At 64.4% G+C, this 25,202-nt stretch carries 23 protein-coding genes and 1 pseudogene; 14 read left to right on the top strand and 10 right to left on the bottom strand.

Features of this window, described 5'->3' with window-relative positions; genetic code table 11:
- Positions 1–7: 7 nt before the first annotated feature.
- Positions 8–526: a flavin reductase family protein gene (locus AC1DW9_RS15090; protein ID WP_441491450.1), complete on the bottom strand. Its 519-nt coding sequence runs from the start codon at positions 524–526 to the stop codon at positions 8–10.
- A 145-nt stretch (positions 527–671) separates the two neighbouring features.
- Complete coding sequence (locus AC1DW9_RS15085) at positions 672–1,370, bottom strand: GntR family transcriptional regulator (protein ID WP_441506194.1); 699 nt, start codon at positions 1,368–1,370, stop codon at positions 672–674.
- Positions 1,371–1,879: 509 nt separating this feature from the next.
- Between AC1DW9_RS15085 and AC1DW9_RS15080 the strand changes: the two genes are divergently transcribed.
- The 9 genes and pseudogenes from AC1DW9_RS15080 (at position 1,880) to AC1DW9_RS15040 (ending at position 9,535) form a co-directional block, all read left to right on the top strand.
- A complete protein-coding gene (locus tag AC1DW9_RS15080) occupies positions 1,880–2,206 on the top strand; it encodes a cupin domain-containing protein (protein ID WP_441506195.1) in 327 nt (108 codons plus the stop codon).
- The gene (locus AC1DW9_RS15075) at positions 2,203–2,319 is read left to right on the top strand and encodes an FAD-dependent oxidoreductase (RefSeq protein WP_476775903.1); all 117 of its coding nucleotides are present in this window, start codon (positions 2,203–2,205) and stop codon (positions 2,317–2,319) included. The genes AC1DW9_RS15080 and AC1DW9_RS15075 overlap by 4 nt, the downstream gene beginning before the upstream one ends.
- A 69-nt stretch (positions 2,320–2,388) precedes the next feature.
- Positions 2,389–3,435 carry an NAD(P)/FAD-dependent oxidoreductase gene (locus AC1DW9_RS15070; protein WP_476775902.1) on the top strand — a complete coding sequence of 349 codons (1,047 nt, stop codon included), beginning with the start codon at positions 2,389–2,391 and terminating at the stop codon, positions 3,433–3,435.
- 538 nt (positions 3,436–3,973) lie between these two features.
- Positions 3,974–4,891, top strand: coding sequence for a branched-chain amino acid ABC transporter permease (locus AC1DW9_RS15065; RefSeq protein WP_113514119.1), 918 nt, complete (start codon positions 3,974–3,976; stop codon positions 4,889–4,891).
- A 3-nt stretch (positions 4,892–4,894) separates the two neighbouring features.
- Positions 4,895–6,277 (top strand): high-affinity branched-chain amino acid ABC transporter permease LivM, encoded by a 1,383-nt coding sequence (livM, locus tag AC1DW9_RS15060; protein WP_113514117.1) that lies wholly within the window; start codon positions 4,895–4,897, stop codon positions 6,275–6,277.
- Positions 6,277–7,086 (top strand): annotated as a pseudogene (locus AC1DW9_RS15055) (ABC transporter ATP-binding protein); the annotation flags it as partial. The gene livM and the pseudogene AC1DW9_RS15055, both read left to right, overlap by 1 nt.
- Positions 7,087–7,112: 26 nt before the next feature.
- A complete protein-coding gene (locus tag AC1DW9_RS15050) occupies positions 7,113–7,844 on the top strand; it encodes an ABC transporter ATP-binding protein (RefSeq protein ID WP_113514113.1) in 732 nt (243 codons plus the stop codon).
- Positions 7,845–7,915: 71 nt separating this feature from the next.
- Positions 7,916–8,269, top strand: a complete 354-nt coding sequence (locus tag AC1DW9_RS15045; protein WP_441506197.1) for a DUF6867 family protein — start codon at positions 7,916–7,918, stop codon at positions 8,267–8,269.
- A 150-nt stretch (positions 8,270–8,419) separates the two neighbouring features.
- Positions 8,420–9,535 carry a branched-chain amino acid ABC transporter substrate-binding protein gene (locus AC1DW9_RS15040; protein WP_113514109.1) on the top strand — a complete coding sequence of 372 codons (1,116 nt, stop codon included), beginning with the start codon at positions 8,420–8,422 and terminating at the stop codon, positions 9,533–9,535.
- A 77-nt stretch (positions 9,536–9,612) separates the two neighbouring features.
- On the opposite strand, the gene AC1DW9_RS15035 is transcribed toward AC1DW9_RS15040, so the two are convergent.
- From AC1DW9_RS15035 to AC1DW9_RS15010, 6 genes are all read right to left on the bottom strand, one after another.
- Positions 9,613–10,164 (bottom strand): RBBP9/YdeN family alpha/beta hydrolase, encoded by a 552-nt coding sequence (locus AC1DW9_RS15035; protein WP_476855122.1) that lies wholly within the window; start codon positions 10,162–10,164, stop codon positions 9,613–9,615.
- Between the two features lie 78 nt (positions 10,165–10,242).
- A complete protein-coding gene (locus AC1DW9_RS15030) occupies positions 10,243–10,395 on the bottom strand; it encodes a hypothetical protein (protein WP_441506199.1) in 153 nt (50 codons plus the stop codon).
- 9 nt (positions 10,396–10,404) lie between these two features.
- Positions 10,405–11,706 (bottom strand): adenylosuccinate lyase, encoded by a 1,302-nt coding sequence (gene purB / locus AC1DW9_RS15025; protein ID WP_476775901.1) that lies wholly within the window; start codon positions 11,704–11,706, stop codon positions 10,405–10,407.
- A 146-nt stretch (positions 11,707–11,852) separates the two neighbouring features.
- Positions 11,853–12,536: a ribulose-phosphate 3-epimerase gene (rpe, locus tag AC1DW9_RS15020; RefSeq protein ID WP_441506201.1), complete on the bottom strand. Its 684-nt coding sequence runs from the start codon at positions 12,534–12,536 to the stop codon at positions 11,853–11,855.
- Positions 12,537–12,589: 53 nt separating this feature from the next.
- Positions 12,590–13,267: a glutathione S-transferase family protein gene (locus AC1DW9_RS15015; RefSeq protein WP_441506202.1), complete on the bottom strand. Its 678-nt coding sequence runs from the start codon at positions 13,265–13,267 to the stop codon at positions 12,590–12,592.
- Between the two features lie 45 nt (positions 13,268–13,312).
- A complete protein-coding gene (locus AC1DW9_RS15010; RefSeq protein WP_441506203.1) occupies positions 13,313–14,293 on the bottom strand; it encodes a hypothetical protein in 981 nt (326 codons plus the stop codon).
- A 263-nt stretch (positions 14,294–14,556) separates the two neighbouring features.
- Here AC1DW9_RS15010 and AC1DW9_RS15005 point away from each other — a divergent pair, with 263 nt between their 5' ends.
- The 4 genes from AC1DW9_RS15005 to AC1DW9_RS14990 all read left to right on the top strand — a co-directional run bounded on the left by AC1DW9_RS15005 (position 14,557) and on the right by AC1DW9_RS14990 (position 20,148).
- Positions 14,557–15,804, top strand: a complete 1,248-nt coding sequence (locus AC1DW9_RS15005; protein ID WP_441506204.1) for an NAD(P)/FAD-dependent oxidoreductase — start codon at positions 14,557–14,559, stop codon at positions 15,802–15,804.
- 189 nt (positions 15,805–15,993) lie between these two features.
- A complete protein-coding gene (locus tag AC1DW9_RS15000) occupies positions 15,994–17,136 on the top strand; it encodes a dipeptidase (RefSeq protein WP_476775899.1) in 1,143 nt (380 codons plus the stop codon).
- A gap of 235 nt (positions 17,137–17,371) precedes the next feature.
- Positions 17,372–19,255, top strand: coding sequence for a methyl-accepting chemotaxis protein (locus tag AC1DW9_RS14995; protein ID WP_441506206.1), 1,884 nt, complete (start codon positions 17,372–17,374; stop codon positions 19,253–19,255).
- A gap of 83 nt (positions 19,256–19,338) precedes the next feature.
- Positions 19,339–20,148, top strand: a complete 810-nt coding sequence (locus AC1DW9_RS14990; RefSeq protein WP_476775898.1) for an RNA methyltransferase — start codon at positions 19,339–19,341, stop codon at positions 20,146–20,148.
- 79 nt (positions 20,149–20,227) lie between these two features.
- Here the strand turns inward: AC1DW9_RS14990 and AC1DW9_RS14985 are convergent, their stop codons facing one another.
- The gene (locus AC1DW9_RS14985; RefSeq protein ID WP_476775897.1) at positions 20,228–22,438 is read right to left on the bottom strand and encodes a TonB-dependent hemoglobin/transferrin/lactoferrin family receptor; all 2,211 of its coding nucleotides are present in this window, start codon (positions 22,436–22,438) and stop codon (positions 20,228–20,230) included.
- 406 nt (positions 22,439–22,844) lie between these two features.
- On the opposite strand from AC1DW9_RS14985, the gene AC1DW9_RS14980 reads away from it, so the two are divergent.
- On the top strand, positions 22,845–24,164 hold the full coding sequence (locus tag AC1DW9_RS14980) for a flavin monoamine oxidase family protein (protein WP_476775896.1): 1,320 nt from the start codon (positions 22,845–22,847) through the stop codon (positions 24,162–24,164).
- On the opposite strand, the gene AC1DW9_RS14975 is transcribed toward AC1DW9_RS14980, so the two are convergent.
- Complete coding sequence (locus tag AC1DW9_RS14975; protein WP_476775895.1) at positions 24,161–25,093, bottom strand: bifunctional helix-turn-helix transcriptional regulator/GNAT family N-acetyltransferase; 933 nt, start codon at positions 25,091–25,093, stop codon at positions 24,161–24,163. The genes AC1DW9_RS14980 and AC1DW9_RS14975 overlap by 4 nt on opposite strands.
- Positions 25,094–25,202: the final 109 nt, after the last annotated feature.

Genomic DNA, 25,202 nt, shown 5'->3' with positions numbered 1-25,202 from the left:
CGGCCCTTCAGACCTCGGAGAAGCCGCGCCGCCGGTAGACCAGCCCGCTGCCCTGGCCCCGGCCGCCGATCGCCACGACCTCTCCGATCAGGATGCGGTGGGTCGCGACACGGTGCACCTCGATCAGCCTGCAGTCGAAGGCGACAAGCGAGCCGACGAGTGCCGGCGCTCCGGTCACGAGCGTCGTCCACTCGGCCGTCGCGAAACGGGCCTCGCCTTCGATGCCCCGACGCCGCGCAAAGATCTCGGCGAGATCCCCGTCATCGCCCGCCAGCGTGTTGATGCAGAAAGTCCCGCTCGCCTCGATCGCGGCGAGCGTGCGGCTGATGCCGTCGACACAGACCAGCATGGTCGGCGGCGCGTCGGACACCGAGGCGACCGAGGTCGCAGTCAGGCCCGCGCGGCCCGTCGTGCCCCGCGTGGTGACGATATGCACGGCGCTCGTGACCTGCGCCATTGCCTGACGGAAGGCCGGCGCATCAGGAATGGCCGTTACATGGGGCACGGCCTGGAACGTCTTGGTCATCAGCCCGATCTGCAGGAATGGAGGTCTTCGCCGGCTGATGTAGGGATTTTCCGGCGCGATGGCCAGCGCACAGCCGCAATGTCATGCCGTCATGGGCTCCACGGCCCTCGAAGTAGATATATCAATGGCGCGCGCCCCTCAATTCTCAGTCGCGGCCGAGCGTCGCCAGCAAGCCGGCGCGCAAGTGCTGCATCAGGGCATCGCTGGCTGCACTCGCCGCGGCAGGATCCTCCGTTGCCAGGGCCTGGGCGAAGGCGACATGATGCCCCGCCGCGGGCACCAGATCGTCCTCGCGCTCGAAATAGTACCAGGCGCGCCGGATCAGGGCCTGCAGCGGTTCGACGGCGCGTGTCGCATAGGGGCTGCGTGCGGCGGCGGCGACCGCCGCATCGAGCTCCTTGTCGAGCCGCATATAGGCATTGGCATCGCCGGCCTCGGCTGCAACGCGCATGGCGCGCGCCTTCTCGATGATGACGATGCGCTCGCGCGGACTCGCCCGCTTCGCCGCATCCGATGCGATCAGCCTCTCCAGCACCTCTCGCGCATCCAGAGCAGCCATGATGTCGATGGCGTTGATGCCGGTGACGACGACGCCCTTGCGCGGCAGGATGTCGACCAGCCCCTGCTGTGCGAGGCGGATCAGGGCCTCGCGAACCGGCGTGCGCCCGACCCCGACGAGATCGATCAACTGGGCTTCGGTCAGCACCGCGCCGGGCCTCAGGGAGAGCGTCACGATGGCCTCCTCGAGACGGCGATAGGCGGTCTCCGAGAGGCTCGTCGCAGCGCCGGGCGGAACACGCACATCCGTCTCGGGAGGCAGCTGGGTTTCTTCGTTGGAGCGCATGCTCATTTCGCTCCCGCGGGACGGAAGGCGAGGATTGACGCGACATCCAGCATTGATATATCACCATGACCGATACGGGCCGGCCGCAGCCGCAATGCAATCTGCAAGCGAAACGTCCTCATACGCAAGAAGCATTCTGCGATGACGAAATGCATCAGCGCCCTGCCTTCCGGACCACCAGGCTCACGCCCCACTGACGAGCTCGACTTCGCCGAGATCGCCCCGCGCCGATCGCTTCGCGGCGCATATCGGCGTCGACGATCTCTCGCCAAATCTGGTTGCAGGGCCGAGACCGGAGCAATCCGTCGCTGGACCTATTCGCGGCTCGACGTCGCGGCGCGACTCGGCCAGAACATCAAGCTGGTCGAGGCGGCGGTGATCAACTCGCGTGATCGCCACATGTATCGCACGGGAGGGTGCGGAGCGCGCCTGCCTTGCGGCCGTCGTCAAGGCAGCGGAAGCCAAGTGGCTAGCCTGCCGAAACTCTGATCCATTCTCCGGGAGGTACCGTGGCCTTTACCTGCACGACACCCGCCGTTCCAACCGTCCAGCAGGACGACGAGACGATCCGCATCACCCGTTGGGACTTCGAGCCCGGTGCCGTGACCGGCTGGCACAGCCATGGCTGGCCCTATTTCGTCATCATGCTGTTCGACGGCACGCTGCGCATCCATGACGGGACGAATGTCACCGACGTTCCGTTGGCTCAGGGCCAGGCCTATATGCGCCCGGCCGGCATCCAGCATGACGTGATGAACGGCTCGGACCATCCGATCGCCTTTATCGAGATCGAGGTGAAGAAGCCGGGCGCCCTGAAGGAGCTCAGCCTTTCATGAAGATCGCGATCGTCGGAGCAGGCATTGTGGGCATCGCCACTGCGCATGCCCTGCTTGACGACGGTCACGAGGTTCTGATCATCGATAAGGAAGGGCCGGCCTTCGGCCCTTAACGCGGCAATGCCGGCTGGATCGCACACACGGACATCCTGCCGATTGCGAGCCCGAAGAACCTGCGGCAGGTGCTGAGATTCCTGGCCGATCCGCTTGGACCGCTCGCCATCCGCCCTGTCTATCTGCCAAAGCTCCTGCCCTGGCTCGTCCGCTTCATCCTGGCCGCGCGCCCAGCCGCCTATGAACGCTCGATCCAGGGCCTCGGCGCCCTGCAGCAACAGGCGTTGCCGGCCTGGCTGAAACTGGCCCAGACCACGCATCTCAGCCGCCACATTCATCGCAATGGCGGTCTCTACGCCTTCACCGACAACGCCGCCTTCGCGGAAGCTAGGCGTATTGCGCAGCGGCAGGCCGAATTTGGCATCAAGGTCGAGATGATCGGCCCTGACGTGCTTCGCCAATTCGAACCCGCCCTGAAGGACCGCTTCGTCGGAGCAGCGTTCCACCCCGAGACCGCCCATATCAGCGACCCGCTCGAACTGTCGCTCGCCCTTTTCGAGGCGGCGCTGGCGCGCGGCGCCCAATTCGAGAAGGCCGAGGTCATCAACCTCTCAATGGCCGCGCGCCCTGCCCTGATCGGCCGCGACGGCTGGCAGCGCGTGGTCGACCGCGCCGTGATCGCCGCAGGAGCCTGGTCGAGGCCGCTCGCTGCCGCTCTCGGAAACGCTGTGCCGCTCGAGACCGAGCGCGGCTACAATGTCAGCTTCCCCGGCAGCACGGGGCTGACATCCCGGCCCATCGGTTTCGAAGGGCATGGCTTCGTCATGACCCCGCTCGACAGCGGCTTGCGCATTGGCGGCGCGGTCGAGTTCGGTGGCCTCGATGCACCACCCAATCCCGCGCGGACGCGGGCGCTCTATGATAAGGCCGCCAACCTCGTCGACGGCTTGCCTGCCTTCGGCAGTGGCCGTCTCTGGATGGGTTTCCGGCCGTCATTGCCGGATTCCCTACCGGTGATCGGCAAGGCAGCGCGCAACCCAAGCGTCGTGCTCGCCTTCGGACACGGCCATTACGGCATGACGCAATCTGCGGTGACCGGCGGCCTCGTCGCCGATCTGATCGCCGGTCGCCCGTCGGCGATTGATCTCGGCCATTTCAGCCCGAACCGGTTCTGAGGGGCGGCATGGCTGATCCCGACCTGATCATCCATATCAATGGTTGGCCGGGCTGCGGGAAACTGACCATCGGCCGCGAGCTGGCGAAGCGGCTGGGCGCGCCCCTCACATCCCCCGACGCACGACCATGCCGCCAAGGGCGGCAGTGCCAGGACGTTATTATACCTTCGATCGAGGGCTGGCCCCGGATGATCGACGACAGCACGATCGTCACCGACGATCGCGCCCCGCAGACCCGCGGCTGCAAGGTGACCGATCGCACCCGACAGCCCCTGCCAACACCCGTTTTACTTGCACGAAGGAGGATGCCGCACCGCACAACAGACAATCATCTTGCGCCAAATTGGCGCTGCACTGCACAGAATTCTGCCTGTTTCGAGAGCAAGCGGTCCGAGATTGCTTTTGACAGAAATATGGCATGGGTGGATTGTCGCAGGCGCAAGCCATTGGTAGCTCTGCATAGCAATCGCATCCCGCATGCGTCGGCGTCATGCCGGCGAAGAGAACGGGAGCTGGTTCGAGGGGTTAGACGTCGTCAATGGAAGTATTCCTCCAGCAGCTCATCAACGGGCTGACCCTGGGGTCGATCTACGGCCTCATCGCCATCGGCTACACGATGGTCTTCGGAATCATCGGCATGGTGAACTTCGCCCATGGCGACGTTTTCATGCTCTCCGCGTTCATTGCGCTGATCTTCTTCATGCTGATCGCCTCCTGGTTCGGCGCCGGCCTCATCGTCCTGGCATTGATCTTCGTGCTGGTGCTGGCGATGTTCTTCACGTCGCTGTGGAACTGGACGATCGAGCGTGTCGCCTACCGGCCGCTGCGCGGTTCCTTCCGACTGGCCCCACTGATTTCGGCCATCGGCATGTCGATCTTCCTGACGAATTTCGTCCAGGTCGTGCAGGGCCCGCGCAACAAGTCGATCCCGCCAATGCTGAACAAGTCGATCACGCTGATCGACAGCGCGACCTACACGGTCCAGATCTCCTACAAGCAGATCGTCATCATCCTCACCACCGCGATCCTGCTCGCCGCCTTCTGGTTCATCGTGCAGAAGACCTCTCTGGGTCGCGCCCAGCGCGCCTGCGAACAGGACCGCAAGATGGCCGGCCTGCTCGGCATCGACGTCGACCGCACCATCTCCATCACCTTCGTGATGGGCGCAGCGCTCGCCGCCGTCGCCGGTGTGATGTACCTCGTGCTCTACGGCGTCGTGAATTTCGCCGACGGCTTCACGCCAGGCGTGAAGGCCTTCACCGCGGCGGTTCTGGGTGGCATCGGCTCCCTTCCCGGCGCCGTGATCGGCGGATTGCTGATCGGCCTGATCGAAGTGTTCTGGTCCGCCTATTTCACCATCGACTACAAGGACGTCGCCGCCTTCTGCATCCTTGCGGTGGTGCTCGTCTTCATGCCGTCCGGGATCCTCGGTCGTCCCGAAGTCGAGAAGGTCTGACGCATGGCTCCCGTCACACAGTTACCGGCCGCACGCCAACTCGACATGATGAAGGCGCTGAAGGAAGCCGCCTTCGCCGCCGTCGTCACCTTCGGCCTGTGCATCCCCATCATCGCCTGGGGCACACGCCAGAACCTCGACAACGTCCTCGTCCTCGATCCACGTTGGGACGCCGTCGCCTGGGCTGTTGCGATCATCTTCGTCGGCCGCTTCCTGATGGCGTTGCGCCAGCAGAAGCGCGGCGAAGGCAAATCGGTGGTGCGGCTGCTGCCACATGGCACGATCGGCTTCTTCCAGCGCCATTCGCGCCTGTTCTCACTGGCCGGGCTCGGCTTTCTCGTCACTTTCCCGATCATTGCCATCACGCTGGCGGGCTGGGGCGGCGCGCTGAAGTGGATCGACAATTTTGGCGTTCAGATCCTGATCTACGTCATGCTCGGCTGGGGGCTGAACATCGTTGTCGGCCTCGCCGGCCTGCTCGATCTCGGATATGTCGCCTTCTACGCCGTCGGCGCCTATTCCTACGCGCTGCTCGCCAAGAATTTCGGCCTGTCCTTCTGGATCCTGCTGCCGATGTCCGGGATCCTCGCGGCCTTCTGGGGCATGCTGCTCGGCTTCCCCGTCCTCAGGTTGCGCGGCGACTATCTCGCTATCGTCACCCTCGCCTTCGGCGAGATCATTCGCCTCATCCTGATCAATTGGGTCGAGTTTTCGAACGGCTATGCCGGCATCTCCGGGATTCCGCGCCCCACCTTCTTCGGCATCCCGTTCACGGCCGCCGATGATGGCTTTGCCGCAGTGTTCGGGCTCGAATTCTCGCCGCTCTATCGCACCATCTTCCTCTACTACGTCATCCTCGGACTGGCCCTGCTCACAGCGTTCGTCACGCTGAGGCTGCGTCGCCTGCCGGTCGGACGCGCCTGGGAGGCGCTACGAGAGGACGAGATCGCCTGCCGCTCGCTCGGCATCAACACCACCAACACCAAGCTGACGGCCTTTTCGCTCGGTGCAATGTTCGGTGGCTTCGCTGGCTCATTCTTTGCTGCACGCCAGGGCTTCATCTCGCCTGAGTCTTTCGTCTTCATGGAATCGGCGATCATTCTCGCCATCGTCGTGCTCGGCGGCATGGGCTCGCTCTGGGGCGTCGCCATCGCGGCCAGCGTGATGATCGGCGGCACCGAACTCCTGCGCGAACTCGATTGGCTGAAGCAGATCTTCGGCCCCGATTTCGATCCGACCAAATACCGCATGCTGATCTTCGGCTTCGCCATGGTCGTAATCATGATCTGGAAGCCACGCGGACTGATATCGACACGCGAGCCGACAGCCTTTCTCAAGGAGAAGAAGGCGATCTCRGCCGATATGGTCCAGGAAGGCCACGGCTGATGACAACCCCTCCTCTGCTTCAGGTCGAACATCTGACGATGCGCTTCGGCGGCCTCACCGCCGTCAACGATCTTTCCTTCGAGGCACGCAAGGGCGACATCACCGCCCTGATCGGCCCCAACGGAGCCGGCAAGACCACCGTCTTCAACTGCATCACGGGCTTCTACAAGCCGACCGAAGGCATGATCACGCTGACCCAGGACAGCGGCGCGAGCTTCCTGCTCGAGCGCATGCCCGACTTCCGGATTTCCTGGAAGGCCAAGGTCGCCCGCACCTTCCAGAACATTCGCCTGTTCGGCGGCATGACCGTGCTGGAGAATCTGCTTATCGCGCAGCACAACCCGCTGATGATCGCGTCGGGCTTCACCTTCCTCGGCGTGCTCGGCATCGGCGGCTACAAGGCGCGCGAGAAGGAAGCGATCGAGAAGGCCAAGTTCTGGCTGGAGAAGATCAACCTGATCGATCGCGCCGACGATCCGGCCGCCGACCTGCCCTATGGCGATCAACGCCGCCTCGAGATCGCGCGCGCCATGTGCACCGACCCCGTGCTGCTCTGCCTGGACGAACCCGCGGCGGGCTTGAACCCGCGCGAGAGCCACGATCTCAACACGCTTCTGCTCTCGATCCGCAAGGATATCGGCACGGCCCTGCTGCTGATCGAGCATGACATGTCGGTGGTGATGCAGATTTCCGATCACGTCGTGGTGCTCGACTATGGCACCAAGATCTCCGACGGCACCCCGGCCGAGGTGCAGGCCGATCCGCGCGTGATCGCGGCCTATCTCGGCGTCGACGACGAGGAAGTCGCCAAAGTGGAAGCAGAGGTCGGATTGTGATGACGGACGCCGCGCCTCTGCTCTCCGTTCGCGGGGTCAAGACCTATTACGGCAAGATCATCGCTCTGAAGGGCGTCGATGTCGACGTGCATGAGGGTGAGATCGTGACGATGATCGGCGCCAACGGCGCCGGCAAATCGACGCTGATGATGACGATCTTCGGCAATCCGCAGGCCCGCGAAGGCACAGTGACCTATGAGGGCCGGGACATCACGAAGCTGCCGAGCCACGAGATCGCCCGGCTGGGCATCGCGCAATCGCCGGAAGGACGCCGCATCTTCCCGCGCATGACCGTGTTCGAGAACCTGCAGATGGGCGCCGCAGTGCGCGACCTCGCCCATTTCGAAGAGGATCTCGAAAAGATCTGCGAGCTCTTTCCGCGCATTCGCGAGCGCCTGCAGCAGCGCGGCGGCACACTTTCGGGCGGCGAGCAGCAGATGGTGGCGATCGCGCGCGCGCTCATGGCGCGGCCGAAGCTGCTGCTGCTCGACGAGCCGTCGCTCGGGTTGGCGCCACTGATCGTCAAGCAGATCTTCGAGGCGATCCGCGAACTCAACCGGACGCAGGGGCTGACCGTGTTCCTGGTCGAGCAGAACGCCTTCCACGCCCTGAAGCTCGCCCATCGCGGCTATGTCATGGTCAACGGCGTCATCACCATGAGCGGCACCGGCCAGGAACTGCTGGCGAACCCGCAGGTGCGCGCCGCCTATCTCGAAGGCGGGCGGCACTAGAGCCGTATGACGTATCGCGTTTCAGAGCGACATGCGGTCGACATCAGGCTCACGATCCTAGGAGCACAACGATGCAAGGCATAATCTACGAGGAGCCGACCATCTGGTTGTTCCTGCTGGTCACCGTCATCATGGGCGGCTGGGCGGCCTGGATGACCGGGCGGGCGGTGGCGATGACCTGGCGGCCGGCATTCCAGCTGGTGCTCTATATTCTCGTGCTGGGCCTCTTCGTCCGCTTCATCCATTTTGCCCTGTTCCAGGCCACCCTGCTGACCCTGCACTATTATATCATCGACACGATCGTGCTGATGGCCTTCGGCTTCGCCGGCTGGCGCTACAACCGCGCCCGGCAGATGACGACGCAATATCGCTGGCTCTATGAGCGCACCGGACCCTTCGGCTGGAAGCCCCGGGAAGGCGGCTAACCCCCTCCGAAAGAGCGAAAAACCACACCGAGCTTGCCGCGTGACAGACCGTCGAAAAAGCGCAAGACTGCATTTCACGGTGGCACCACGCGCCGAGACGGGCCGAAACTTTGGCCCGTTCATAGTGACAATACAGGGGAGTCTCATCTCATGAAGAAACTGCTGTTGGGCGGTATCGCGCTCGGCGCGGTCCTCGCCTTCTCCGGCGTGGCCAATGCTCAGATCAAGCTCGGCGTAGGCGGCCCGATCACCGGCCCGAACGCAGCCTTTGGCGCCCAGCTCAAGAACGGCGTCGAGCAGGCGGTGGAGGATATCAATGCGGCCGGCGGCGTGCTCGGCCAGAAGATCACCGTCTCGGTCGGCGACGACGTCTCCGATCCGAAGCAAGGCGTCTCTGTCGCCAACAAGTTCGTCGGCGACGGCGTCAAGTGGGTGGTCGGTCACTTCAACTCCGGCGTCACGATGCCGGCATCCGAAGTCTATGCCGAGAACGGCATCCTGATGATCAGCCCCTCGGCCACTAACCCGAAGGTTACCGAGCGCGGTCTCTGGAACACCTTCCGGACCTGCGGTCGCGACGACCAGCAGGGCAGCGTCGCCGCCGCCTATCTTCTGAAGAACTTCAAGGACAAGAAGATCGCCGTCGTCCACGACAAGACGACCTATGGCCAGGGCCTCGCAGACGAGACCAAGAAGGGCCTCAATGCCGGCGGCGTCAAGGAAGTGCTCTATGAAGGCGTGAATGCGGGCGAGAAGGACTTCTCGGCCCTCGTCTCCAAGATCAAGGCGGCCGGTGCCGACTACCTCTACTGGGGTGGCCTGCACACCGAAGGCGGCCTGATCGTACGCCAGATGCGCGACCAGGGCCTGAAGACCGTGCTGGTCTCCGGCGACGGCATCACCACCGACGAGTTCGCCACGATCGGCGGTCCCGGCGTTGAAGGCACGCTGATGACCTTCCCGCCGGACCCGCAGAAGCGACCCGAGGCGGCTGCCGTCCTCAAGAAGTTCGAGGCGCGCAAGTTCAAGCCGGAAGCCTATACGCTGTACAGCTACGCCGCCGTGCAGATCATGGCCGAAGGCGCCAAGCGCGCGAACTCGACCGACCCGAAGAAGATTGCCGCCGCGCTCCATGGTGGGGAGGCCGTGAAGACCGTGATCGGCGACATCTCCTTCGACAAGAAGGGCGACATCACCCGTCCGGACTACACCGTCTACACCTGGAAGAAGGGCGCCGACGGCAAGATAACCTACGTCGAGAATTGATCTCGGCTGCTAATCGATCCTGATCCGAACATCCCGTCCCGGAGCGATCCGGGGCGGGTTTCGTTTGCCGGGCAGTACTACAGTGTCTTGAGGAAGGTTGCGAAGCGCAGCAGACCGTCCGGCCAGGGACCATGCCCGGATTCTGAATTGAGATGGCCGCCATCGCCGGCATCGACGAACTCGGCGCCCCAGGCCTCGGCCAGCGCCCTTGCTTCATCCTGCGTGCAGTAGGGATCGGTCGTGCTGGAGATGAGGATGGCGGGGAACGGCAGTTTCTCGCGCCGATGCGCGATGAAGTCGTGCGCCATACCGGGGATCGCCTGCTTCGCGCGCTCGGAGGCCGGCGCAACCAGGAAAGCTCCCGCGACTTCGCCGGGCTTCAGATGCTCTGCCGCATGCGCCACCGCGCTGACGCCGGCGGAATGGGCAACCAGAACCACCGGCCGCTTGGCTGCGCGGACGGCGGCGACGATCCGGTTTGCCCAGGCGTCCCGGGCGGGTTTGTACCAATCGTCCTGCTCGATGYGCCGGGCGGTGGTGAGCTTGGCCTCCCAGCGGCTCTGCCAATGGTCCGCGCCGGAGCCGGACCAGCCAGGAATGATGAGGATGTCGGCGTCGGACGAGCGCATTGCAATCAATCGGGTTTCAGGGCGAGGCCACGCGACAGGGCATAAGCCTAGTCGCGTCGGCCCCGGGACAGGGCAAGGTCAGCCGCAGCGGACCAGGTCGTAACGTAGGGTGTGAAACGAAAAGCGCCAGCCCGCGCGGCAGCGCTCGGTAATGCCGTAGCGCGCATGCGGGCTTCCGCCTGCGAGCGCAGCGAGATTGCCATGGATATCGGCGAGGACGGCAATCCGCATGGGTTCAGGCTACCCGAAGACGCGCGCGAAGATCGTATCGACATGCTTGAAGTGATAGCCCTCGTCGAACATCGCCTCGAGCTCGGCAGCCGAGAGCTTCGCCGTCACGTCCTTGTCGGTCTTGAGATTGGTGAGAAAATCCTCGCCATGTTCCCAGGTGCGCATCGCGTTGCGTTGAACCAGCGAATAGCTCTCCTCGCGGCTGGCGCCGGCCTGCGTCAAGGCGAGCAGGACGCGCTGCGAATTATGCAGGCCGCCGAGCCGGTCGAGATTCTTGCGCATGTTCTGCGGATAGACCAGCAGCTTGTCGACGACGCCTGTAAGCCGCGCGAGCGCGAAATCGAGCGTCACCGTGGCATCGGGGCCGATCATGCGCTCGACCGAGGAATGCGAGATGTCCCGCTCGTGCCAGAGCGCGACATTCTCGAGCGCCGGCGTCACCATGCCGCGAACGAGCCGCGAAAGACCGGTCAGGTTCTCGGTCAGCACCGGATTGCGCTTGTGCGGCATCGCCGAAGAGCCCTTCTGGCCCGGCGAGAAAAACTCCTCCGCCTCATAAACCTCGGTGCGCTGGAGATGGCGGATCTCGGTCGCCAAGCGCTCGACGCAGGAGGCAACGACGCCAAGCGTCGCAAAATACATGGCGTGACGGTCGCGTGGGATCACCTGTGTCGAGACCGGCTCGACGGCCAGGCCCATCTTCTCGGCGACATGGGCTTCGACCTGCGGGTCGATATTGGCGAAGGTGCCGACCGCGCCGGAAATCGCGCAGGTCGCGATCTCGGAGCGCGCCGCAACCAGACGGTCCCGGCAGCGGCTGAACTCGGCATAGGCCTGCGCCAGCTTGAGGCCGAAGGTCACCGGCTCGGCATGGATGCCGTGCGAGCGGCCGATCGCCGGCGTGAACTTGTGCTCGAACGCCCGGCGCTTGATCGCGGCCAGCAGCGCATCGACATCGGCGATCAGGATATCGGTGGCGCGGGCCAGCTGCACCGACAGCGTCGTGTCGAGAATGTCCGACGAGGTCATGCCCTGGTGCACGAAACGCGCCTCGGGGCCAACGATCTCGGCCAGGTGCGTCAGGAAGGCGATGACGTCATGCTTGGTGACGCGCTCGATCTCGTCGATGCGGGCGACATCGAAGACCGCGTCCCTGGCCTTGGCCCAGATCGTCGCCGCGGCCTCCTTCGGCACGACGCCGAGCTCGGCCAGCTTGTCGGTGGCATGCGCCTCGATCTCGAACCAGATCCGGAACCTCGTCTGCGGCTCCCAGATGGCGACCATCTCGGGACGGGAATAGCGCGGGATCATGGTTGGCCTTTCAGGACAGCGCGCGACGTGATTCCGGACAAGCGGCGAAGCCACGCCGATCCAGACACCATCGCAGAGCAAGGCGCACTGCAATGGGCTCCGGAGCTTCGCTTCGCTGCGCCCGGAATGACGGCGCAGTTACAAATTCAAACCCAGTCGCCGCGGGCGGCTTCCGCCGCCTGGCGGATCGCGGCGATATTGCCGGCATAGGCCGATGGCCCGCCCTTGAACACTGCCGAGCCGGCGACGAGCACGTTGGCGCCGGCTTTCGCGGCCAATGGTGCCGTTTCCGGCGTGGCGCCGCCATCGATCTCGAGTGCGATCGGACGCTCGCCGATCATGGCGCGCACCCGCGCGATCTTCTCGACCACGGAATGGATGAAGCTCTGGCCGCCAAAGCCCGGATTGACGGTCATCAGCAGAATCAGGTCGACATCGTTCAGGAGCGGCTCGATGGCGCTTTCCGGCGTGCCGGGATTGAGCACGATGCCGGCCTGCTTGCCTTGCGCCTTGATGGCCTGCAGGGTCCGATGCGCGTGCGGGCCGGCCTCGACATGGAACGAGATCAGGTCAGCGCCCGCCTTGGCGAAGGCTTCGACATAGGGGTCGACCGGCGCGATCATCAGATGCACGTCGAAAAACTTCTTGGTGTGCGGGCGGATCGCCTTCAGCACGTCCGGGCCGAAGGTGATGTTCGGCACGAAATGCCCGTCCATCACATCGCAATGGATCCAGTCGGCGCCCGCCGCATCGATGGCGCGAACCTCCTCCCCGAGTTTCGAGAAATCTGCGGAGAGGATGGAAGGGGCGATGCGGATGGGGCTGGTCATGCGCGAAGCGTTTAGCGCCCGCAGGCCAGCGCTGCAATCGAAACCGGGAGCTTTCAGCGGCGTTTGACGGGGTAGGACAGTCGCCGGTCCGCTTCCTCGACCTCCTCCACCGCTGTTGCAAAGGCCGGCCGACTGCCCAACCGGCTGAACCAGGCTGAGAGGTCGGGATAGCGTGCAAGCGCCGGGCCGCCGAGGCGCACGGCCCAGAACACGCTCATGAACATGCCGATATCGGCCACCGAGAGGGCCTCGCCGAAATAATCGCGACCCGCCAGCCTCTCGTTGAGCCCGCAATAGCGCTGCTCGAGCTCGGCCTCGGCGATCAGCGCGTCCGTCTCCTGTGCTGCGCGCTTGTTGCGATCCGTCGTCGGCGGCTCGTTGCGGTGCATCAGCGGCCGCAGCGCGGCAAACAGGATCTCGTCGGCGAAAAGCTCGTCCAACCGCGAGCGCGCTCTGGCCGCTGGATTGCGGGGAAGGAGCGGTGGCTGGGGATAGGCCTCGTCGAGATATTCGAGAATGATGGTGGAATCGTAGAGGACGAGCCCCTCGTCATTGATCACCGGAACCTGCCGCTTCGGGTTGAGCGCCAGCACTTCGGGGTGGCGCGGATCGTAGCCAGTCACCTGGTTGAACGGCACCATGATACGCTCGAAGGCGAGGCCCTTCTCCCGCAGCGCGATCTCGACCTTGCGGGAGAACAGGCTCAGAGGCCCGGAATAGAGAGTGATCATGGCATCGCTCCTGGATTGCTGGAGCGATCGTCTCAGGCCGGATCGTCAACCCGCGTCAGCAGGCGTTTCAGCGCGCTTGATCTTCCCGGCGATGCCGCGCAGCAGCCAGGGCAGCAGGTAGATCGGGAACTGCGCCAGCGCAAAATACAGGAAAGTCGTCTGCGGCACGCCGGCCCCAAGCGCCGCAACCAGCAACCCCATGTTCCGTTGACCGGTGCCATAGCCGATCATGAAGCGTTCCGAGCGCTTGAACATCCGCAAGGCGAGTGTCGTGAGCAGAAGGCCGGCGGCGGAAACCGAAAAGGCGATGGCCAGGAACAGCATGACCTGTCCGGGATTGGCCATGGCTGTCCGCGTCACGCCATCCATCGCCGCAATGGCAAAGATGAAATACATCAGCACGCCAAAGCCATCGAGATTGGCCTTCATCGCCCGGATCCGGGCTGCGCCGAGCCAGTGCCGCAGGATCGCCGCCACCACCATGCCGCCGCCGACGAACAGCACGAGACGGAGCGTCAGCGCCCAGCGATCGAGCGGCACGGCAGCCCCCGCCAGCAGCTCCACCACCACCGGGGCCACCAGCGGACTGAGCACCGTGGTCACCACCACGCCCGCGATGATCAGCGAAGGCTCGAAGCCGTAGAGGATCGCGACCGCCGGCGAAGACATGATCGGCGGCGCCGCGCCCATGATGGCAAGCCCGAGGATCAGGCCGGGATCGAGTGCCGCGCGACCGACGAGCAGGAACGCAGCGCCGATCAGCACCGCCGGGCCGAGAATGAGCCACAGGCAGGTGACGATCAGCTTGCCGGGACGGCGGATCAGCCCGGTTATGATGCTGAAATCGGCGCGCAGGAAGACGACCGTGGTGAAACAGAAGATAGTGACCGGCAGCAGCGGCCGCGCCGCCGCCGAGAACTGCGGCAGTGCCAGCCCCAGAAAGATTGAAAGTGCGAAGCCCTGCGTGCCGTAGCGGCCGAGAAGGGCAAGGCCTGCAGCGAGGAAGGCGGCGAAACGCGAGAGCATGAAGGCCTGAATCGGTGCGACAACTGCGCCACACTGGCCGATCCCGGCGCCGGCGTCACCCGCCGTTCGGGAAGACCGGTTCTGCGTGGCGCAGAATCTTGCGCGGAAGGGAACAGTTTGTAAGCGCAGCGCGCGATCCGCACCTGGTTGGCGCAAAACTTGCGAAACTTTCGCCGTTCGACCGCAAAGATACACCATGCCGCTGACATCGCGGCGCAGAGCGGTATTTTGAGCGCGGCAACAGGGCTGACAGGAGCGTAAAAATGCGGACCGATACGATTGTTCTCGGCGCGGGGATCGTCGGCATCTCGGTGGCGCTGCACCTGCAGAAGGCCGGCCGGTCCGTGTTGCTGGTCGACCGGCGCGGACCAGGCGAGGAAACCAGCTATGGCAATGCCGGACTGATCCAGCGCGAAGGCGTTTATCCCTACGGCTTCCCGCATGATTTCGGCGCCTTGTTCCGCTACGCGATGAACAACACCATCGACGCGTCCTATCATTGGAACGCGATTCCCAAGCTCGCGCCCTTCCTGCTGTCCTACTGGCTGCATTCGCGCCCCTCCAAGCACGAGGCGATCGCTCACCAATACGCCACCCTGATCGAGCATTGCGTCACCGAGCATGACGCGCTCGCGGCCGAAGCCGGGGCGACGCATCTGCTGCGCCGCAAGGGCTGGATGAAGGTTTTCCGCTCTGCGGCCGAGCAGGATGCAAGGYTGGCCGAGGCGGCCAAGTGGAACAAGGAATTCGGGCTGAACTACCGCCCGCTCGATGTCGCGACGCTGCGAGCCGAGGAGCCCCATCTCGACCAGAGCCTGATCGGCGGCCTGCACTGGACCGACCCGGTCACGGTGATCGACCCGCTTGGCCTGTCGAAGGCCTATGTCGCTCTGTTCGAAAAGCTCGGCGGACAACTTGCGCAGGGCGATGCCGGCACGCTCGCGCAGGACGGCCAGGGTTGGAGCATCGCGCTCGCCGACGGCACCCGCGCCAGCGCACATGACGCAGTGATCGCGCTCGGCCCCTGGGCCGATGTCCTGACCAACCGGCTCGGCTACCACCTGCCACTCGCGGTCAAGCGCGGGTACCACATGCACTACAAGCCGCTCGGCAACGCCGTGCTGAACCACCCTGTCCTCGACACCGAGCGCGGCTATTTCCTGGCTCCGATGGTGAAGGGCATTCGGTTGACCACGGGCGCCGAGTTCGCGCTGCGCGACTCGCCAAAGACGCCGGTTCAGCTCGCTCGCGCAGAACCGATCGCCAAGACGCTGTTCCCGCTCGGCGAGCGGGTCGATGCCGAGCCCTGGCTCGGCAACCGCCCCTGCACGCCTGATATGATGCCGATCATCGGCCCGGCGCCGAAGCACCGCAATCTCTGGTTCTCGTTCGGTCATGCCCATCACGGGCTGACGCTGGCCGCAGTGACCGGGCGCATGGTTGCCGAGATGGTGACCGGCGAGAAGGTCTTCGTCGATCCTGCCCCGTTTGCACCGGCCCGTTTCACCTGAGGCGAAGATGCCGTCATTCCCGGGGGCGCTTGCCGCCGCCGGGAATTATGCTTCGCCAGGAGACCGGGTCAGGCTCGGGCCTGACGCCGCACGCACCAGACAGCGAGCCGGCATGCGTCATCGCCCCTCGCCTCGCCTGCAAAGCCCTGCCACGATCCCCACCGTTTCGAATCCCCTCCAAGGTGCGCCATGGCCCTCGCCAAAACTCCAGTCCAGGACAATGCCTATGCCGCGGCGCTCGCTCTGCTCGAGCGCGCTCCGCTGATCGACGGCCATAACGACCTGCCCTATGTGATCCGGCTCGATGCCAAGGCGAAGGGCGATGTCGCGGCCTATGACCTGACCAAGGTCCATCCCGAGACCGACACCGACATTCCGCGCATGCAGGCGGGCAAGCTTGCGGGCCAGTTCTTCGCAGCCTATGTCCCGCCGAACCACCCGAAGCCCGCCGGCTTCGCGCTGGCCCAGATCGCGCTGATGCAGAATGTACTAGCGAAGCATCCGAAGGTCTTCCGCGCGGGCCTCTCCGCCGCCGATGTCGAGGCTGCGAAGGCCGAGGGCAGGATCGCCCTGTTCATGACGATCGAGAACGGCTCGGCGATAGACAACGAGCTCGACGCCCTCGATGCTTATTCAGCCCTTGGCGTGCGCCTGATGACGCTCTGCCATAACGGCACGCATGACTGGTGCGATTCGGCGACCGATGCCCCGCGCCATAACGGGCTTTCCGCCTTCGGCAAGGACGTGGTCCGTCGCATGAACAGGCTCGGCATGATCGTCGACCTGGCCCATGTCTCGCCGAAGGTGATGCATGATGCGCTCGACGTCAGCAATGCGCCGCTCGTCTGGTCCCATTCGAACGCGTTCACGCTCTGCGACCACCCCCGCAACGTGCCTGACGATGTGCTCGATCGCGTCGCCGGGAACAACGGCATCGTCATGGCGACCTTCGTGCCTGACTTCATCAACCAGGCCTCGCGCGACTGGCACCGTCCCGCCAAGGACCAGTACGGCAAGACACCGGACGGCATGGACTACAAGAAGGCCGAGGCAGAGATCGTCGCCAAATCCGGCCCGCGCCCGACGGCGACGCTGGCGCAGTATTGCGACCATCTCGACTATCTCGCCAAGCGCATCGGCTACGACCATATCGGCATTGGCTCGGACTTCTTCGGCGGCACCGCGCCGGAAGGACTGGAGGACAACTCGACCTTCCCGGCCCTGATCGCCGAATTGATTCGCCGTGGCTGGTCGGAAGAGAACCTGGAGAAGCTCGCGGGCGGCAACATGCTTCGCGTGATGCGTGCTGTGGAGGCGGCGGCGGAGCGCTGAGGCGCTCCCCTGCCGTTTCGGGGTCCCGGCGGGGCCCGAAAGGACCAAAACAGGGCGCCGGCCATGCAGTTCAGGCCGCAGGAATACTTGCGCGGCTCATGGCCGGACCCCGCCTCCAAAGGTCTCGTACAGAAAACAAACGCGCGCCGATCGATCAATTTCAGCTTTCTTAACGCCGAAATGCCACGGAGCTGCGCAGCTCCAGCTGTTGCGAGCGCTTCGAGGGCCGATCAGCATGACGTTAGGTAATATTCGTATCAGCATCAAGATCGCAGCTGCGATGCTGATTGTCGGGTTGATTGGCGTGGCCGCGACGATTCTTGGCAGCGTGCAGTTGAGCAAAGTCGACAGCACTTATTCCGAGCTGATCAATTCGCGCAGCAAGGCGACGCTTGCCACAGCCCGTTCGGCGCGCGCCGCAAATGATATTCTGGCTCAGGCCTACAAGGTCATTGCCTATCCTCGCGAGACGGATGGTGCGCGCAATGCCCAGAGCCAGTTGCAGCGCTCCTATGGTCAGGCGCTCGAACTGCTGAAGGAGGGACAGTCCCACCTTCCGGAGCGGGCCGCCGAATACGATGCCCTGACCAAGCAGGTCACCGACATCAAGGTGGGCGTCGATCGCGCCCTCTATTACGGCGCCAATGACGAAAACGAACGGGCGTTGGCCGTGATGGACGAACTCGACGGCAAGCTCACCGCGGTCGTCCGCAACATCACCGATTTCAACAACATGCTCGGAAAGGATACCGAGACGACCAGCGCAAGGTTGAGCTCGGAGACTAAGCGCACCATCGCCATTGTCATCGGCGGCAGCCTGCTTGGCCTGTTGATTGGCCTGGGTGGTGCGATGTGGATGTCGGCGAAGAGCATCACCGGCCCCTTGGCCCGGTTGAAGGGCACGATGGAGCGGCTCGCCGCCAGCGATTTCGATGCCGAGATCGAGGGCCAGACGCGTCGCGATGAAGTCGGCGAAATGGCCCGGGCCGTGCTGATTTTTAAAGAAAACGGCCTCGAGATGCGCCGGCTCGAAGCTCAGACCACCGAGCAGGAACGCCTGACCGATGCAGAGCGTCGCCGCAACGAGGCAGAGCGCCAGCGCGTCGAGGCCGAGCGGGCGATGCTCGCTAGGGAACAGCAGCATGTCGTCGGGCTGCTCGCCGCTGGCCTGGAAATGCTCGCTCAGGGCGATCTGACCTACCGCATCGACGACAATGTCGCAGCCGACTATCTCAAGCTCCGCGACGACTTCAACCGCGCGGTGAACCGCCTCTCCGAGACCGTCGCGACGATCCAGACGACCTCGGTCGACGTCGCCAATGCCGCACGCGAGATCAATATGGGCGCCGACGACCTCTCGAAGCGCACCGAGGAGCAGGCCTCCTCGCTCGAGGAAACCGCCGCGACGACGGAAGAGCTCGCCGCATCCGTCAAGGCATCGGCCTTGTCGTCCCGCCAGGCCGTTCTGCTGGCCAACGAGGCGACCGAAGTTGCAGAGAAGGGCGGTGCGATCGTCACCGATGCCGTCGCCGCGATGGCGCGGATCGAGCAGGCCTCGCGCAAGATCTCGGATATCACGTCGGTGATCGACGAGATCGCCTTCCAGACGAACCTGCTTGCGCTCAACGCAGCCGTCGAGGCAGCCCGCGCCGGCGATGCCGGCAAGGGTTTTGCGGTGGTCGCCTCGGAGGTCCGCACCCTGGCCCAGCGCTCCTCGGAAGCGGCCAAGGACATCACCTCGCTGATCAGCGAATCGGGTGTCGAGGTCGCACAAGGTGTCGGACTGGTCCGTTCGGCCGGCGAGGCGCTCGGAAAGATTGTCGAAGCCTCGAAAAAGGTCTCCGCCACTGTCTCAGACATCTCCGCAGCCTCGGCCGAGCAGGCCAACGGCATCGATGAGATGAGCCAGACCGTCGCCCATATGGACGAGATGACCCAGCAGAACGCAGCCCTCGCCGAGGAGAGCGCCGCGTCGGCCAGCTCGCTCACCGGCCAGATCCAGCGCTTGAACGGCCTCGTCTCCAGCTTCCGGATCAAGGAAGAACGGATACCGCAGCAGCGCAGGATGGACACCAAGGTGGAGGCCGGGTTCGGCTTTGGCCTGCGCCGTAGCGCTTGACGCCGCTCTTGCCGCAGGCTGATAGGATCGGGCTTTCGAGCCCGGTCCCAGAACCGGGCGAGACCGATATCACAGAGTACCCGATGACCGGCTCAGGCACTGACCGCACCCGCCCCGCCACGCGAACCCCCGCCCCGGTCATCATTCTGGTCGAACCGCAAATGGCCGAGAACATCGGCATGTGCGCTCGCGCCATGGCGAATTTCGGCCTTTCCGAGATGCGACTCGTGGCCCCTCGCGATGGCTGGCCCGCCGGTGGAGGCCTCAAGAAGGGTGCAACCGCCGCAGCCTCCGGTGCGACCCATATCCTCGAGAATGCCCGGCTCTACCCTGACGCCGCCGCCGCGACGGCCGATCTCAATCATGTGCTCGCCACCACCGCCCGCGAACGCGGCCAGATGAAGCGCGTCTTCACGCCAGCCGAGGTGATGCCGTCCCTGGCCGAGCGTGTCGGCGGCGGCGAGCGCGTCGGCATCCTGTTCGGTCGCGAGCGCATCGGCCTGACCAATGAAGAGATCTCGCTCGCCGACGCGATCCTGACCTTTCCCGTCAACCCGGCCTTCGCCTCGCTCAATCTCGCGCAGGCCGTGCTGCTGGCCGGCTACGAGTGGTTCAAGACGACGGATGGCGAGCCGCCCTTCCGCGAGAACAATCCCTCCCCGCCCGCGACTCGTGAGACGGTGTTTTCGATGTTCGGCTATCTCGAAGGCGAACTCGAGCGCTGCGGCTTCTTCCCGCCCGGCAAGAAGCCGGTCATGACCGCCAATCTGCGCGACATCCTGCATCGCCTGGAGATGACCGAGCAGGAGGCGCGCACCCTGCGCGGCGTGTTCAAATCCCTGGCGGAGGGGCCCCGACATCCGCGCCCGGTGAAAGCCCCCGAGGGCGAATAGACGTTCCCCTTCGTGACGAACCGGAAGGGCCGGAGCATCCCTGCCCGGCCCTTCTTGTTACTCCGCCCGCGGGGTGACTCTAGAACTGGTACTTCAACGTCGCCTTCACCGTGCGGCCCGGCTCGGTGTAGTAGTCGCGCGCCTGGGCAAGCGTGCCCGTCGGAACGTTGACCGCATCGAAGTACTTGCGGTCGAAGATGTTGTAGACGCCGACCTGCAGCTCGATATCGGCGAGCTTCGTCGGCCGCCACCACGCCGAAGCATTGAAGAGCGCATAGCCCGGAGCCTTGAAACCGGCATTCGTGCCGGTCGTTGCAGCGACGTCGTCACGTGCGGCAGCGAGCTTGGTCGAGACCTCGGCGCCCCAGATGTCTGTTCCATAGGCGATTGCGACGATACCCTGCATCGGCGGAATCGAGTTCAGGAACGTGTCGGTGTCCTTGTTCTGACCCCGGGTATAGGCGAAGGAGCCGCGCGCCAGCCAGTTCTCGGCGAAGGCATACTGGAAATTCGCCTCGACGCCCTGGATCTCGGCCCGCGCGACGTTCCGCGGCCCCTGAATGCCGCCCTGCGGATAGAGTGCATTCGGCGGCGCGATCTGCACGGTCTCGATGAAGTTGCGGTAATTGGTGTGAAAATATGTCACCGAACCACCGAAGGCCCGGTCACCGAAGCGGAAGCCGACATCGATGCCGTTGCTGGTTTCAGGGCGCAGCGTGGGATCGCCGATGCGCAGATAGGTCCCAACCGCCCCGAAGCGGCCATAGAGCTCACTTGCAGTCGGCGCGCGAAAACCCTTCGACCACTGCGCGAAAGCTGTAACATCCTTGAACATGCCGGCGTCCTTGAGGACGTCGTATTCAAGCCGCACCCGCGGCGACCAGGCGCTGTCACTGGAGGACGGCGGCAAGCCGACCGGGCTGGAGCCGCCATTGGTGTAGGCCGGCGTGTTCTGCGGCTTCTCCTCATACCAGTCGAACCGAACACCGGGCGTGAGGCGCAGGCGGTTGTCGAGCATGCCGATCTCGTCATACGCGAAAACGCCGATCGCATTGCCGTCGACCTTCGGCTGGTCGGCCTGATTGGTGTGCAGGTTGTTGCAGGCGGTGAAGGCGCCGGTATAGGGGCGGCGGCAATTGTCGACACCGGCCGAATACTGGTTCAGCGTCGTCCTGCGCAGTTCGGTGCCGAGCGTGATGCCGTGCGAGAAGATGCCAGTCTGGAAGCTCTTCACGACATGGCCGTTGAAGCCGAAGGCCTCCTGCTCGGTTTCGTTGTTGCGGGTATAGGGACCGATGACGCTGGTGAAGCGGTAGGCTGAGACCAGCGCGTTACGCTTGACGTTCTGCCAGTAGAGATTGGCGTGGGCCTCGTCGAGGAAGCCACCCGGCAGCTTGTAATCATAGGTCAGCGAGACGCGCTGACGCTCGACATCCTCGCCGGTGTCATAGTTTCCCGGGCGGAAATTGCCGGTGGGCGACACGGTCGAGGTGAGGACGTTGACCTTGTCCTCGCGCTTGAACAACTCGCCGGTAATGCCGAACCGGTGCACATCGTCGACATAGTGCTGGATCTTCGCGAGCAGCCCGTATTGCGTGAAATCCGTCGGGTTCGGCATCGTCCGGGTCGGTCCGATGCTGTCGATCGTCCCCCTGTTGCCTGTTTCATGCCCGTCGCGGAAACTACCCTGGAGCAGGAAATAGGTCTGCTGGAGCCGCGCCGCGACTGCGGCACTGCCGAACCAGGCCTCGTCGGTACTGTCATAGCCGGTCTTTGCGAGCGCACCGAACTGGCGGCCGCCCTTGATCAGGTCCTTGGGGTCGAGCGTTCGGACGGCAAGCACGCCCCCCAGAGCCCCGGAGCCGAGCACGCTGGCGCCGCTGCCGCCGCGCAGCAGGTCGAGCGTGGACAACGCATCGAAGTCGAAGGCGTTGGTCGAACTGCGATCGATCCGGGTGTCGGTCAGGAACGGCTGCCTGATGCCGTCGACCGTGGTCAGCACGCGCGGGCCATCGAGACCACGAATATTGATGCTGTTATTCTGGCGATTGAAGCTGATGCCCGCTTCGACCCGGTTGGCCAGGTCGGAAATGCTCTGGACCTGCTGCCTGTCGAGTTCTTCGCGGGTCGTGCGGGTCGTCGTCGGCCCGGCGATCAGCGGCGCACCACTGATTCCCTCCCCCTGCACGGTAATGGTGTCCAGAACGACGGGTCCCTCGGCCGATTGAGGAAAAACCGGCTGCTGTGCGGCCTGAACACGCTGCTGTGCACCAGCTTGTGACGCTGTCATCAACACAAGAACGCCAAGCGCCACGCCGCAACGCAGCCCGCCAGAATGCCCACCCATAGTCAGAACCCCGCCCCTGCCGGCGCTGCCAATGCATTGGATGCGCAGCCTGCAGTTTAAAATTGCTGAAAACTAAGCTTTATCAATTCAGTAAAGCCAGCACTCGATAGAAATAGAGTCGAATTCTGTCAATCGATTCTCAATCAAGGAAGTAACAATAGAATCCATCCAATGGAGAAGCGTTCTAATTTATATGTATTCTATACTGCAGACATCCCCCCGGAACTCAGCCCCGCTCGCGCCCTCCTCCCGATCTCGTGATTGCCGTGATCCGGCCGCAAAGCAGGTTGCGTATTGCAACGCACAAGCAGTCGCGCATCATGGCGCCAGACCGCTGCGGACATTGTTGATGATGCTCGACCGCCGGACCTTTCTCACGGGCTCAACTGCGCTCGCCGCAGCCGCTGCGGGCGCGCCCGGCCCTGTCTTGGCCGGCGATCTCGATGTCGTCGTCATCGGCGCAGGCGCAGCCGGAATCGCAGCCGCACGCGAACTGAAAGCGGCGGGACGCCAGGTCGTGATCATCGAGGCCCGCAACCGGGTCGGTGGCCGTGCCTTCACCGACACCTCGCTTGGCGCCGCCTACGACGCCGGCGCGATGTTCATCCACTGGGCGGAGCGAAATCCCTGGGTGAAGATCGCCGCCGATCTCGGTATCCCGACGCCGAATGAATCCTGGGGCGGCGGCTTCCAGGTTTTCGCCAACGGGCAACCGATGTCGGATGCCGAGCGGGTCAAACGGCGCGGTGCCTTCAGGCAAATCGACCGCAAGCTCGAAACCGTCGATATCTCGAAGCGCGATCTCTCGGTTGCCGAGCTGCTCGGAGACCTCGGCCCGGATATGACGCCCGTCGCCACCTCCGGGTTGCTGCTCTCGATCGGGGAGGAATCCGATCGCATCTCGGCGCGCGACTACCAACGCCTGTGGAGCGGCGACGATTTCGTCGTCCCTTCGGGCTACGGCAATCTTGTCGCGCGCCATGGCGAAGGGCTCGATATCCGCCTTGGCGAACCGGTCGAAGCCATTCGCTGGGACGGGCCCGGCGTCGAGATCACGACGCGCTCGGGAACGCTGAAGGCACGCGCCTGCATCGTCACCGTGCCGGTCGGCGTTCTGAAGGCCGGCGACATTCGCTTCACGCCTGCACTGCCTGCCCGAACCCGCGACGCCCTGAATGGAATCGGCATGGGCGCCCTCACCAAGATCGCGCTCAAGGTCGAGGGTGATCGCTTCGGCATCAAGCCCGGCATGAGCTATCTTGAAGCCGGTTCACCCAAGGCGATGATGAATGTCGACCTCTTCCCGGACGACAAGGACATCGTCATCGCCTATTGCGGCGGGGACTATGCGCGCGACCTTTCCCGCGCGGGAACCGCCGCCGCACGGGATCATGTGACCGAGCTTTTGGCCAAGATGGTCGGCGCGAGCTTTCGCAAGGCCGTCACCGGCGTGTCATTCCCCGCCTGGTGGACCGATCCGTTCTCGCATGGCTCCTATTCGGTATGCCGCCCCGGCTTCGAGGCGGCCCGGGACAGGCTTGCCGAGCCGATCGGCGGTCGCATCTGGATCGCGGGCGAGGCGACGGCCGGCGGCGGTGCGATGACGGTCGGCGGCGCGACCTTGGCGGGGCGGGCGGCGGCGGCGGCCGTGGCGCGGCTGAAGGCTTAGCGTCCCAGTTCCAGCTCCCAGTTCTGCCCCACCAGATCCTGCCCGAAGGAATGGTGCGCCTCCTCGGCGATGAGCCTGAAGCCGGCGGCAAGATAGATACCACGCGCAGCGTGCAGGATATCATTGGTCCACAGGATCATGCGCCGATAACCAGCCGATTGCGCGAAGCCGACCGCCTCCTGCACCAGCGCCTTGCCGAGGCCGAGCCCCTGCCCGCGTTTCTCGACCAGCACGAGCCGAAGTTTGGCGACCTCGTCCGACTCTCGAACTACGAAGGCCGAGCCCACGGGCATCCCGTCCAGCTCCGCAATGAAGCAGCGCTCCTTGCCAGGCACGAAGTCCCGCAGGAATTTCGCCGCGATCTCCGCGACCAGCGCTTCGAAGCTGATGTCCCAGCCGTAGTCTTCCGCATAGAGCCGGCCATGCGCCGATATCACCCAACCGATATCGCCGGGTCTGTGCTCGCGGATGAGCGGTTGCCACTTCCGCTCGCAGGCTCCAGACAATAGCCGCTCGGCGGTTCCCAGCGCCTCGACCAGATCCGCCTGTTCAGCCTGTCCGAGCCGCGCCAGAATCGAGTCGGCCTGGTCGCGCGACGCTTCATCCAGCGGCCGAAAGGCGTCATGCCCCTCTCGCGTCAGCAGCAGGTGCGAAGCCCGCCCGTCGTCGGGAGAACGCTCGCGTCTCAGCCAGCCGGCAGCAGCAAAGCCCTTGAGGATGCGGGAGAGATAGGCGGGATCGAGGGCAAGCTCGCGTGCCAGCTCGCTTGCGAGCCAATCGTCACGTTGAGCCAACTCATAGAGCACGCGCGACTCGACCAACGCGAAACCGGAGCCGTGCAGGCTGCCACCAAGTGCTCCAATCCAGCGCGTGTGGAAGCGGTTGAAGCGTCGGATCGCAGCGATCGCGGGGCTGTCTTTGGCGGCCATGATGATCTCCGGGGATCAGGGTCGCGCCAATTAGTGGACAGAGTCAATTAAATTGAATCATGGCGGCCAGGAGTTCCTTGACCACTCCTTAACCGGGCTCTGGCCCAAT

The organism is Allobosea sp. P4_E12, assembly GCF_056401655.1.
This window is presented reverse-complemented; position numbering and strand designations above follow the sequence as displayed.